This is a genomic window from Neobacillus cucumis, assembly GCF_002860255.1.
GTDB classification, from domain to species: Bacteria; Bacillota; Bacilli; order Bacillales; family Cytobacillaceae; genus Neobacillus; species Neobacillus cucumis_A.
In genome coordinates, this window is sequence record NZ_PGVE01000028.1 from 33039 (window position 1) to 45241 (window position 12203).

Annotated in this window: 9 protein-coding genes and 1 riboswitch; of the genes, 4 read left to right on the forward strand and 5 right to left on the reverse strand. The window is 39.3% G+C overall.

Annotation, left to right across the window (positions count from 1 at the left end):
- Positions 1–51: 51 nt before the first annotated feature.
- Entirely contained in the window at positions 52–222 is a 171-nt protein-coding gene (locus CVD27_RS27950; protein ID WP_180960160.1) for a hypothetical protein, read from the reverse strand.
- Between the two features lie 163 nt (positions 223–385).
- Positions 386–500, forward strand: a riboswitch (TPP riboswitch).
- Positions 501–636: 136 nt separating this feature from the next.
- On the opposite strand from CVD27_RS27950, the gene thiC reads away from it, so the two are divergent.
- Entirely contained in the window at positions 637–2421 is a 1785-nt protein-coding gene (gene thiC / locus CVD27_RS05290) for a phosphomethylpyrimidine synthase ThiC (protein ID WP_101646840.1), read from the forward strand.
- 286 nt (positions 2422–2707) lie between these two features.
- Here thiC and CVD27_RS05295 read toward each other — a convergent pair whose 3' ends face one another.
- Entirely contained in the window at positions 2708–4192 is a 1485-nt protein-coding gene (locus CVD27_RS05295; RefSeq protein ID WP_101647064.1) for a DHA2 family efflux MFS transporter permease subunit, read from the reverse strand.
- Positions 4193–4400: 208 nt separating this feature from the next.
- On the opposite strand from CVD27_RS05295, the gene CVD27_RS27740 reads away from it, so the two are divergent.
- A complete protein-coding gene (locus tag CVD27_RS27740) occupies positions 4401–4553 on the forward strand; it encodes a lmo0937 family membrane protein (protein ID WP_142384078.1) in 153 nt (50 codons plus the stop codon).
- A 396-nt stretch (positions 4554–4949) separates the two neighbouring features.
- Entirely contained in the window at positions 4950–5750 is an 801-nt protein-coding gene (locus CVD27_RS05300) for a polysaccharide deacetylase family protein (RefSeq protein ID WP_101646841.1), read from the forward strand.
- Positions 5751–5845: 95 nt separating this feature from the next.
- Here CVD27_RS05300 and CVD27_RS05305 read toward each other — a convergent pair whose 3' ends face one another.
- Positions 5846–7423, reverse strand: coding sequence for a phytoene desaturase family protein (locus CVD27_RS05305; RefSeq protein ID WP_101646842.1), 1578 nt, complete (start codon positions 7421–7423; stop codon positions 5846–5848).
- Between the two features lie 553 nt (positions 7424–7976).
- Positions 7977–8249: a hypothetical protein gene (locus CVD27_RS05315; RefSeq protein ID WP_101646844.1), complete on the reverse strand. Its 273-nt coding sequence runs from the start codon at positions 8247–8249 to the stop codon at positions 7977–7979.
- 208 nt (positions 8250–8457) lie between these two features.
- Here CVD27_RS05315 and CVD27_RS05320 point away from each other — a divergent pair, with 208 nt between their 5' ends.
- Positions 8458–10182: a multicopper oxidase family protein gene (locus tag CVD27_RS05320; RefSeq protein ID WP_101646845.1), complete on the forward strand. Its 1725-nt coding sequence runs from the start codon at positions 8458–8460 to the stop codon at positions 10180–10182.
- Positions 10183–10322: 140 nt separating this feature from the next.
- Here CVD27_RS05320 and CVD27_RS05325 read toward each other — a convergent pair whose 3' ends face one another.
- Positions 10323–11870 carry a malate:quinone oxidoreductase gene (locus CVD27_RS05325; RefSeq protein ID WP_101646846.1) on the reverse strand — a complete coding sequence of 516 codons (1548 nt, stop codon included), beginning with the start codon at positions 11868–11870 and terminating at the stop codon, positions 10323–10325.
- Positions 11871–12203 lie beyond the last annotated feature (333 nt).

Here is a 12203-nt window from a genome sequence, read left to right on the forward strand (position 1 = left end):
TTTTAAGTTATGTTAAAAACAATACCCTATACAAAGTTGAACCAGTCTCTATCACTTTCCTAGGTTTTTCATTGTTTGGTTAACCAGGTTTTGCGTCGCATCATCCGTCGATTCTGCCGGATTCTCAATCGCAGACTGCACATAATTTAATGCAGACTGATTCATATTTTTAAAAGCTTTCATTTTATTTTCCGGATCGTTCTGATTTTGATAGCGTACCATTATCCATTCCTCCCTATTTTTTTACTTTTTATTTTCTGTTTGTTTGTGGAAGAATATACATTATATAGTAAGAAAGTACCCCACCCTATTCCTCATCTTACAAATTTTTTAAAAATTACCTTTCCTTTCTTTAGCTGCTTTTGTATACTGAAACAAGTTAAATAAAAATAACTAGGGGAGTCCAATAGTTTGGGCTGAGAGAGAAACACGCTTAAGTTTCTTGACCCTTTGGACCTGATCTGGATCATACCAGCGTGGGGAAGTTGAACTAACATCTTTCTTAAGATTAACTTCTACATACATTTGCCGGGTCCATCCATTTATGGACCCGGCTTTTTGATGTACTTCATTCATCCCATCCGTTTTGTTCTAGAACTCGTCCTTTACACTTTTATAAAGGGAGAGATTTATTCTATGGTATCCACCTCATTAAATGAAAAAAACATTTCCATTATGTCAAGCTTTTCAGGCAGTAAAAAAGTTTATGTGGAGGGTTCAAGACCCGATATTAAGGTTCCAATGCGCGAAATTGAATTAAGCCCGACCACTGGTTCTTTTGGAGAAGAAAAAAATCCACCCGTACGAGTATACGATACAAGTGGACCGTATACCGATGCAAATTATTCCGTAGACATTACAAAAGGTCTACCTGCACTTAGAAACAATTGGATCCATGAACGACTCGATGTTGAAGAATATGAAGGGCGAGATATTCAGCCGGAAGATAATGGGTATCAAGACATCAATGACCCACGTGCCAATCATAAAGTTTTTCCTGGATTAAAACGTAAACCATTACGAGCAAAAAAAGGCAGCAATGTGACACAGCTCCATTATGCAAAAAAGGGTATCATTACTCCTGAAATGGAATTTATCGCAATCAGGGAAAATATGAAACCTGAATTTGTGCGTGATGAAGTGGCAAGAGGCCGGGCAATCATCCCATCTAATATCAACCATCCAGAAACAGAACCCATGATCATTGGTCGCAATTTTCACGTCAAAATTAATGCTAATATTGGGAACTCGGCTGTTTCCTCTTCGATTGAGGAGGAGGTTGAAAAAATGACGTGGGCCACACGCTGGGGTGCTGACACGATTATGGATCTTTCTACTGGGAAAAACATTCACACTACCCGTGAATGGATCATACGAAACTCAGCTGTTCCTGTAGGTACGGTTCCAATTTATCAAGCCCTTGAAAAAGTAAATGGAATTGCTGAAGATCTGACTTGGGAAGTTTACCGTGATACATTAATTGAACAAGCAGAACAAGGGGTCGATTACTTTACCATTCATGCTGGCGTCCTATTACGATATGTTCCGTTAACAGCGAAACGTGTAACAGGCATTGTATCACGGGGTGGATCAATTATGGCACAATGGTGTTTACACCACCATAAAGAAAACTTTTTATATACACACTTTGAAGAAATCTGTGAAATCATGAAAGCATACGATGTAGCATTCTCGCTAGGTGATGGTTTACGTCCGGGTTCCATTGCCGATGCAAACGACGAAGCTCAATTTGCTGAATTAGAAACACTAGGAGAATTAACAAAAAAAGCTTGGGAACATGATGTCCAGGTAATGGTTGAAGGACCGGGCCACGTCCCAATGCATCTAATTAAAGAAAACATGGATAAACAACTAGAGGTATGTAAGGAAGCACCCTTCTATACACTTGGACCTCTTACAACGGATATTGCTCCCGGATATGATCATATAACCTCTGCCATTGGGGCCGCTATGATTGGTTGGTATGGTACCGCCATGCTATGCTATGTGACGCCAAAAGAACATTTAGGACTACCTAATCGCGATGATGTTCGAGAAGGTGTTATTACTTACAAAATCGCTGCGCATGCGGCTGATTTAGCGAAAGGACATCCAGGGGCACAAATAAGAGATGATGCTTTATCAAAAGCTCGGTTTGAATTCCGTTGGAGAGATCAATTTAATTTATCTTTGGATCCTGAACGTGCCCTGGAGTATCATGATGAAACCCTTCCAGCTGAAGGGGCAAAAACAGCCCATTTCTGTTCTATGTGCGGCCCTAAATTTTGCAGTATGAGAATCTCTCATGATATTCGGACCTATGCAATGGAAAACAAACTAGATACCAAGGAAGCGATTGAAAAAGGAATGCGGGAAAAAGCAGAAGAGTTTAAACAATCTGGTGGCAATCTATACCAGTAAATTGTTTAACTTTCCCCTAAAAGATATATATAGTAAAAAGAAATTGACGTATGCCAGCGCATACGTCAATTCTTTTTTATTAATGGCTGTGTTAAACTTGTATGTTAATTTTCCGCTCCAGGAGCTTCGCTTTCCGCGGGCGTGCCGGGGAGCCTCCTCGGCGCTTTGCGCCTGTGGGGTCTCCCCTGCCCCGTACTCCCGCAGGAGTCTCGCACCTTCCGCTCCAATCAACATAGTTCCTTAATCAACAATTACTTTTTACACAGCCTTATTAATAAAAAATTAATTACTGCAGTTGTGGTACTTTTTTAATGGCTTTCTTTTGGATGGGTGCTTCTTCCTTTTTACCACCGCTACGGATAAAGAAAGCTAAAATAAAGGCAGCGATTGATAAATAAGTTGCTATCATAAAAGCATCATCAATCCCCATCACGGTTCCCTGCTTAATAGCCAACGCCATCTGAACCTTATCTGCTGGAGATATTTGTTCCTGAGTCATGATGGATTTCACGTGTGCCTCGCCTTGATTGGTCATGATCGAAACAAAAAATGCCATGCCAACCGCACCGGCTACCATTCTTAACGTGTTAACCATCGCGGTCCCGTAACGATTTAAACTGAGACCCAAATCATTTAATCCAGCTGTAAAGATTGGCATCATTAAAATGGACATCCCAAACATCCGTATTGTATAAATCCATAGAACATAAGAATAAGATGTATCAGTATGCAGCTTTGTCAGAGCGTAAGTAGTGACAATGGTTATGGCTAATCCGGTAATGGCTAACCATCTAGCTCCATATTTATCAAACAGCTTTCCTGTAATTGGGGACATAATGCCCATTACCACGCCGCCAGGAAGGAGCATGAATCCAGCTTCAAGCGGAGTAAAGCCATGGATATTTTGCATATAAATGGGCATTAAAATCATACCCGAGAACATCGCCATTGTTACAATCACGTTGATGATCGTCGTCAACGTAAACATGCGGTACTTGAATATCCTAAATTCCAATATAGGATGACCGACCGTAAGCTGACGCCATACAAACAAAATCAAACTGATTCCGCCGATAACAAACAAGGTTACAACCTCCGGATCCGTCCACCCTTTTGTTCCTCCTGTTGAGAAACCATAGAGTAATCCGCCAAATCCAATGGTTGATAAAATCACACCGAGTACATCCAGTTTTGGACGGCTTGTTACCGTTACATTTTTCACTAAGAAAATGGCGATTAAAAAGTCAATTAAGGCAACTGGGGCAATAATATAAAACATCGTATGCCAAGAATAGGTTTCAATTACCCATCCTGCCCAGGTTGGTCCAATAGCTGGAGCAAAGTTCATCGCTACCCCAAAGATCCCCATCGCAAACCCGCGCCGCTCAATTGGGAAAATTGTAAAAATCACATTGGTGATGAGCGGAAAAAGGATTCCTGCCCCGATCGCCTGAACAACCCGGCCGATTAAAATAATATAAAAGGCAGGTGCTAACGCACATATAAAGGTACCAACCGCAAATACACCCATCGAGAATAGAAATAATTGCCTAGTTGTATATCTTTCCATTAAAAATGCTGTAACTGGGATAACAATCCCATTCGTTAACATAAAAATCGTACTTAACCAGTTCGCGGTAGAAGCTGAGATATCAAAAGTCTCCATAATTTGAGGTAAGGCTACATTAATGACGGTTTGATTCAAAAACGCAACAAACGCCCCAGCTAGCAACACCGCAAATATGGGTGTCGTTCGAATTGGCTTCTTCATTGTTTCAGTAGTATCCAAGTAATAAGTCCTCCCAAGATATGTAATTCTAATTAACTTAGTTAGTATAGTCCTTGATAGTATGTGAATACAAGAGAAATTTGAAACAATTTTAAATTCATGGGGACGGTTCTCATGCTTCCCTAGATTTACTTTTGTCAATTTAGGGTATTATACAACCAAACCATATTTAAAGAAAGAAGGGATTATAATGCTTTGGACCATTATAGGTTTATTACTATTATTTTGGATCATTGGGCTTGTATTCCATATTGCAGGAGGACTGATTCATCTACTACTTGTCGTCGCTGTTGTCGTGTTTATTTTCAAACTCATTTCAGGCAGAACGAAAAATAGAGCTTAATCAAAGTAAAGTCCCAGGCACCTTCCATTATTCTCCGGTTGGTGCCTGTCACTTACTACCTGCCTCTTCACTCTTACTGCTTTTTAATAGGTGTAACCACAGCAAACAAACTCTCAGTTGGATCTGATACATTGAATTCAATAATCTTATATCCATTTCCTCCATCTTTGCACTCATTCTTCTTTGTAGTCATTAATAATTGGTTATTATTATTCATTATTTAATCTTCCTTCCTAACATTCCTAGCACAGAAGTTACTATATGACGGTTGTTAAAATATGTGAATCAAATTTTTAACGTAACACCACATTTTTATTTCTTTTTTAAACTCCTTGTTTTCATACTTTTTATTCTTTCTTCACAAACTAATCTCACTAAATGTGGGGAAGTGTTTATATGAGAAGATCTATTGTTTGCGCTCTTTTATTTATTCTAGCTTTCACATTTCAAAGCCAAGCTTCTGCCGCCACTAAAAGTCGGGAGGAATATGAAAAAACGGGGCATGTATTCTGGGATATCCAAACCAATGATAAACTAGTTGCTATCACCTTTGATGATGGTCCCCACCCCATCTTTACCCCTGAAATACTTGATATATTATCCAAATATCATGCGAAGGCTACCTTTTTTGTAGCAGGCAATAAGGTTGTAAGATTTCCAGAGGTATTAAAAAGAGAAGTAAAAGAAGGCCACGAGATTGCCAATCATACTTTTCACCATATTTATGGTCACCATATTTCCTCCTCAAAACTTACATCTGAGTTAGAAGAAACAGATAAAGTGATTAAAATATTCACTGGAATTAAGCCATCTCTCTATCGACCGGTAGGAGGTGTTTATAATGATGTTGTTATTCAAACAGCAATAAAAAACCGCAAAGAAGTTGTATTATGGTCATGGGACCAAGATTCCCGGGATTGGACCGACCCTCCCGCAAGCCAAATTTGCAGCACGATCACAAAAGGGATAAAACCAGGTAATATTATCCTTTTTCATGATTGGCATGGCAGTGAATTTACAAATAAATGTTCAACAGTAAAAGCATTAGATACGATTTTGAATTATTTACACAAAAATGGTTATAAATCTGTAACCGTTTCTGAATTACTTTACCATTCATCTAAACTCATACCACAGCCATTGGATATCTATCCTGTTAAAAAGAGAACTTCACCTATTGATATAATCCAGCAATAAATCTTACCATTGCATCTTTCTAAGGTCGCTACTTAAAAACAATATATAAAAACCCTACCTTTATTTTTTGAAGATAGGGTTTCTTAGTTATTTTATTATTGTGCCAAAAGCTTCTGCGCGACTATATATCCAGACCCTCCATTTACTCCATGGCCTGGCCAAGTAGCCGCACCAAGCATATAAACATTTGGAATCGCCGTCTGGTGTCCAGGCTGACCTGGCAATGGTCTAAACAAATAGCTTTGCGCCAAATCATGTGCACCGCCATATGGGTCCCCTGGTCCTGAGTTCGGGTTAAACCTTGCGATCGTGTCAGGAGTGACAACGTATTTACCAATTACCGCACTTGGAATATTCGCGATATGTTTGCTAACCACACCTAATACCCGTTCTGTAAACCTCTCTGTTAAATCACGCGTCCAACTTCCATCTCTTACATCAATTTGGCTGGCGGCATCCCCTCGTGGACGGATTGGGACTTCTAACACCTGAACTCTCATGATGGCCTTTCCTTCTGGTGCACGCGATGGGTCCAAGTTTGTTGAACAGTCAACAGTGAATGTTGGTTTAGCAGGAAGCAGATCCGCCATTCCTTGAGCGATGGCCAACGTAAATCCATCCAATCCGTCCGTCAGATGAGGCTGCCCGACTCGATGAAACCGTTCATCCAGCCACTCTGGCGGTTCACTAAGAGCTAAATGAATCTGCACACAGCCGCGGCCATAACGAAACTGTTTAGCTTGTGTCCGGAGTGGCGGCGAAATCTCCGTATCCTTTAAAAGGGAGAGATAAAGCTGATCCGGTGTTGTTGAGGCCACCACTGCCTGTTTCGCAAGAAATTTTCTCCCTGTGTCTGTCCGAACGCCCACGGCTTTACCGTTTTCTACTATAATGCGATCAACGTGCGAATGGGTTAGAATCTCTCCTCCTTGATCTTTAATTAATCGTACCAAGGCTTGAACCAATTTTTCACTTCCGCCCTCCGGTGTAGGCATCCCGCCGCCCATCAGTGCCATTGTTGTCAGCGGCACCCAAATACCGCTGCCCACCTCATCCGGTGTTCGCCCTAGATGGGTCACCCAGGAAGCAAGCATCGCCCGCGTTACTGGTGACTTGAGTGCACTAACTGTGTTACGTGCCGTTGTCATTAGTGATGCTGCAAAGGATGAATAACCAGCTCCTCCCTCAACATGAAGCAGGCGATTAATAATAGGAGCAGCTTCTGGACTGGAAAGATCCATATTAAATAATCCAAAAACATCATTAACATATGGATTCAATTGCTCAAACATACTGGCTAAAGCTGCCCCATCACCAGGAGCCAATCTCTCTACTTCCTCCATAAGCGCATCAAAAGCAGTCGGAAGAACAGCTGTCCGGCCATCTTCCATTGAAATCCCAGTTGGCAAATCTGTATTTAAATATTTTAACCCCCGCTTTTCTAAGTCCTTTCTTAGATCAGCGTAAGCTGGCCCGGTCGTAAAGAGTGGATGTGCCGCCGCATAGACATCATGTTTAAATCCAGGAAGAGTCAATTCCTCCGTACGAAGAAAACCCCCTGGGCGATCATTTTTTTCTAGGACGAGTACACTGCGTCCAGCGCGTGTCAAATAGGCAGCTGCTATTAAAGCATTATGGCCGCTGCCAATGATAATCACATCAAAATTCTCCATCCAATCTCCCCTTAATAAATTAGTCATATCTACGTAAAAAGATATTCAGTTCCCTGGATACTAAGTACTAATTCTAGTTTATTCTTTGAACTTTTTCATAGCTTCCATGTATAATAAATCATGGTGTATGTAAACATTTTTTACACCCCTTAATAAAATGATAATTTTTTCAATTTGTTTTTTAGTAGAGGTAAGGAGAAATAAAAATGAAGATTCCTATTTTTGACCTTATATTAATTTGTTTAGGTCTCATATTCGGTACATATGCAATATTTATAGACCAAAACCATCGGATTAGCACGAATTTTGCGGGAATGCTTTCTTTCGTTTTATCCATTTGGCTCTGTATTTCGTGTATAAAATCTTTTAAAGAAAAAAAAGAGTCATAACATCCGATACTCTCAAATGTAAATACTTCATTTAATAAACAAAATCTAGTTATATAAAAAAGCCTATCGTTTCGTCAGACGATAGGCTTTACCTATATGATTCCAACAGATATCAATACAAGAAATGAATCTGAGAAAACACCTTTAATTATTTATTTATCTTTCTATCTAACTTCTTCCCAATAATATTGAACAGCCTCTTTCTTAATTACCTCTGGACATTCAATTTCATCTTCCCAATGGTCATAATTGTTTTCTCCATTTACATGTTGAATATCCACACTATAATATTTATCTTTGTACTTAAAGATAATAACTAACATCTCGGAATATCCAGCATCATCATGTCCAAGTTCCTGAACAAATTCAAGTCCATAACTTTGGTGGTTTCTACGTTCGGCAACAGAATCTAGTATTATATTTTTGGGAAACTTCATTTTTTCCTTGCTCCTTCATTTTATAAGCATGTTTTACAAAATAATGTAACCATAATTATTGAATCATTTCAAGCCCAAAATTTTGTCTATTTTTCTAATTACACTCTTTTTCACCCACCAAAGAAGTACTGTTTATTGTCATAACTTCCCCCCTGAAGAACTAAATATAAAAAGGTAGTTATGCTCAAGTTTTTAAGGAGGCAGGTAGATGTCATTAAAGAAGTTTGTAGATGCATTACCCTTACCACCCGTCTTGAAACCCAGTACTAAATCTGCAGATATCCCCTACTACGAAGTAACCATGAAACAAGTAAAGCAACAGTTGCATCGTGATTTACCGCCCACTACTATTTGGGGTTATAACGGGATGTATCCTGGTCCTACATTTGAAGTACGAAGAAATCAACCGATTTTAGTAAAATGGGAAAATAAATTGCCATTTGAACATCTGCTGCCAGTGGATCGAACACTACATGGTGCAGAACCCGATAAACCTTCTGTTAGAACGGTCGTACATTTACATGAAGGTCGGGTTAGACCAGAAAATGACGGATATCCAGAGGCTTGGTTTACACGTGATTTTAAAAATGTCGGACCGAAATTCGTGCATGAAGTTTATTATTATCCTAATTGTCAACGTCCTGCAACGCTATGGTATCATGATCATGCCCTTGGAATCACTCGTTTGAACGTGTATGCAGGTCTTGCAGGCTTTTATATTCTTAGAGATAAAGAAGAGGAAAAATTAGACCTTCCCAGCGGAAAATTTGAAGTTCCATTAGTTATCCAGGATCGTTCGTTCTATCTCGATCCTAATAGTAATCAGTTTGGTGAACTGTTCTATCCATCCCAGCCACCTCAAGATCCGCCGCCAGCACCCAAATTACCAAATCCATCTGTAGTCCCAGAGTTTTTTGGCGACACAATCTTAGTCAATGGTAAAGTATGGCCCTACCTAGAGGTTGAACCACGAAAATACCGTTTCAGGATTCTGAATGGCTCCAATGCCCGCTTTTACAATATAAGGCTAAATACTACTGAACCTGATTTAAAATTTATCATCATTGGCACAGAAGGAGGACTGCTGGAAAAACCATCAGATCCTGTATCACAGATCCTCTTGGCACCAGCAGAACGAGTCGATGTAATTGTAGATTTTTCAAATCATAAAGGGAAAAATATTATCTTAACAAACGACGCTCGTGCGCCATTCCCTAACGGTGATGCACCTGATTTTGACCTTACACAGATTATGCAATTTCGTGTTAAATCAAAACTATCTAAACCGGATAAAAGTAAAATTCCCGCAAAGCTGAGCTGCTTGGAGCGACTTGATCCTAAAGATGCTGTTTTCGTCCGGAAAAACACCTTGGTTGAAACGAAGGATGAATTTGGCCGTTTAAAGCTTTTATTAAACAATATGGATTGGGATAAACCGCCTATAACAGAAACCCCACAGAATGGAACTATAGAGATTTGGGAGCTTTACAATACCACCTTGGACACTCACCCTATTCACTTGCATCTTGTTACTTTTCAAATTTTGAGTCGAGCAAAGTTCTCCGGTAATCCTACGGGTAATCCTTACATCGGGCAACCACTTCCTCTTGATCCAAGTGAGAGTGGCTGGAAAGATACTGTTCGTGCCAACCCTGGTGAAGTAACCCGTATCATTGCACGTTTTGGACCATTTACAGGAATCTATCCGTGGCACTGCCACATTCTTGAACACGAAGATCACGAGATGATGAGACCATTCGAAAATCTCCATAATCCTAATTTTAACCCTTGTACTCCTATTCCAGGGGTGTGTCCGGATGATTCATTCACACAATGTTGTCATCAAGACCATGAACACTGTAATTGTCATGATGGTCATGACATTGAAGATTCCAGTTTTAACAATCATCATCATGATGAATCGAGTTCATAAACATAAACATAAACATATACATCCTCATCCCCTGCATCTAAAAAAATCTATTTAAAGGCTATAAATAAGAAACCCGATCTTCCTTCGTAGGAAGATCGGGTTTTCTTCTATACAACGAATATGTTTCTACTTTCAAAGAATTAACTATGGACAAGTTCTTTTACACTTAAACCATCTGTCTGCGTTGTTGACTGGACATGTCCCTTTTCGCTTAGACCAAGTGTCTGTGCTGTTTTATTCTGGATTTCTTGGAAAAACTCTGGGTTATCTACTAGTGAAACGCCATAAGAAGGAATCATTTCTATAATTTTCGGTTCCCACTCTTTCATATGTTGTGGGAAACATTTTTCTAATACCTCAAGCATCACATGAACTGCCGTAGAAGCACCAGGAGAAGCACCTAGCAAAGCAGCTATCGATCCATCAGAAGCACTGACCACTTCCGTACCAAATTGAAGCGTTCCTTTACCGCCTGTCTCTGTATCTTTGATAACTTGTACACGTTGACCTGCTACCACAATATCCCAATCCTCGCTTTTCGCGTTCGGAATAAACTCGCGCAGTTCCTCCATGCGCTTTTCATTCGATAACAATACTTGCTGGATCAGATATTTTGTCAGAGATAACTCTTTTACACCTGCTGCAAGCATAGTTAAGAGATTATTGGGCTTTACTGAACTTATTAAATCAAGATTTGATCCAGTTTTTAAGAATTTAGGTGAGAAACCAGCAAATGGACCAAATAGTAAGGACTTTTTGTTGTCGATAAATCTTGTATCAAGATGCGGAACAGACATTGGAGGAGCCCCTACCTTAGCTTTACCGTATACTTTGGCATGATGCTGTGCTGCCACCTCTGGATTGTTACAGACCAAAAATAGTCCGCTTACCGGGAATCCTCCAATATGTTTTGACTCTGGAATACCAGTCTTTTGAAGTAAAGGCAGACTTCCTCCCCCACCTCCGATAAAGACGAATTTTGCAGTATGGTATTCCATTCTGCCGTTTTCAATATCATGAATTTTTAATTCCCACAAGCCGTCATTCGTACGTTTAATATCCTTAACACTATGTTTATATTTAATCTCTACATTTTGATTCGATAAGTGATCAAACAACATACGTGTTAATGCACCAAAGTTAACATCTGTTCCAGAATCAATTTTTGTTGCTGCTATCGATTCATTTATTGTACGGCCTTCCATGATTAGCGGAATCCATTCCTTTAGCTTTTCAGGGTCATCTGAATATTCCATTCCTTGAAACAAAGGATTGTTTGACAGTGCTTCAAAACGTTTTTTCAAAAACGTTACATTTTTTTCCCCTTGAACTAAACTCATATGAGGTATAGGCATGATAAAATCATGCGGATTACTTATCAGATTACTGTCTACTAGATAAGACCAAAACTGTCTTGACAGCTGAAACTGTTCATTAATTTTTATTGCTTTGCTAATATCTATAGATCCGTCAGCTTTTTCGGATGTATAGTTTAGCTCACACAGTGCTGAATGGCCCGTCCCCGCATTATTCCATTCATTAGAGCTTTCTTCTCCTGCATATGCAAGTTTCTCAAATACTTTGATTTCCCATTCCGGTGCTAATTCTTTCAGTAATGCCCCCAAAGTTGCACTCATGACACCGGCGCCAATTAAGATAACGTCTGTTTGATTCTGTAAGTTGCTCATTTTACCCTTCCTCATCCCCTATATTTGCAAAAAAGAGTACATGCTCCTACTTAGCTCTGTTACAAAAAGAAATGCGCCACCTAGAAACACACCTTTTCTGTATCCTTTATAACTATTCATATACTATTATAATTATTAATAGACTAAAATATCTACTATTATCTGATAATTATAAGTTATCTAATACCTGCTGTAAAACCTTTCAAACTAATTCTTTATCCAGGTAAGTAATTTTACATTGAAAACGATTCATATTAATTTTACCAAACTCCTGCTAGTTTTGTGAATTTTTTAGAACATTTTGCAATTTTTTAATGACAAAAAAAAAGAGCT

Excerpts from the sequence above, each read along its gene's own strand:
- CVD27_RS05325 (WP_101646846.1), bottom strand. The coding sequence starts at position 11,870 with ATGAGCAACTTACAGAATCAAACAGACGTTATCTTAATTGGCGCCGGT.
- CVD27_RS05305 (WP_101646842.1), bottom strand. The coding sequence starts at position 7,423 with ATGGAGAATTTTGATGTGATTATCATTGGCAGCGGCCATAATGCTTTA.
- CVD27_RS05300 (WP_101646841.1), top strand. The coding sequence starts at position 4,950 with ATGAGAAGATCTATTGTTTGCGCTCTTTTATTTATTCTAGCTTTCACA.
- thiC (WP_101646840.1), top strand. The coding sequence starts at position 637 with ATGGTATCCACCTCATTAAATGAAAAAAACATTTCCATTATGTCAAGC.
- CVD27_RS27950 (WP_180960160.1), bottom strand. The coding sequence starts at position 222 with ATGGTACGCTATCAAAATCAGAACGATCCGGAAAATAAAATGAAAGCT.
- CVD27_RS05295 (WP_101647064.1), bottom strand. The coding sequence starts at position 4,192 with ATGAAGAAGCCAATTCGAACGACACCCATATTTGCGGTGTTGCTAGCT.
- CVD27_RS27740 (WP_142384078.1), top strand. The coding sequence starts at position 4,401 with ATGCTTTGGACCATTATAGGTTTATTACTATTATTTTGGATCATTGGG.
- CVD27_RS05315 (WP_101646844.1), bottom strand. The coding sequence starts at position 8,249 with ATGAAGTTTCCCAAAAATATAATACTAGATTCTGTTGCCGAACGTAGA.
- CVD27_RS05320 (WP_101646845.1), top strand. The coding sequence starts at position 8,458 with ATGTCATTAAAGAAGTTTGTAGATGCATTACCCTTACCACCCGTCTTG.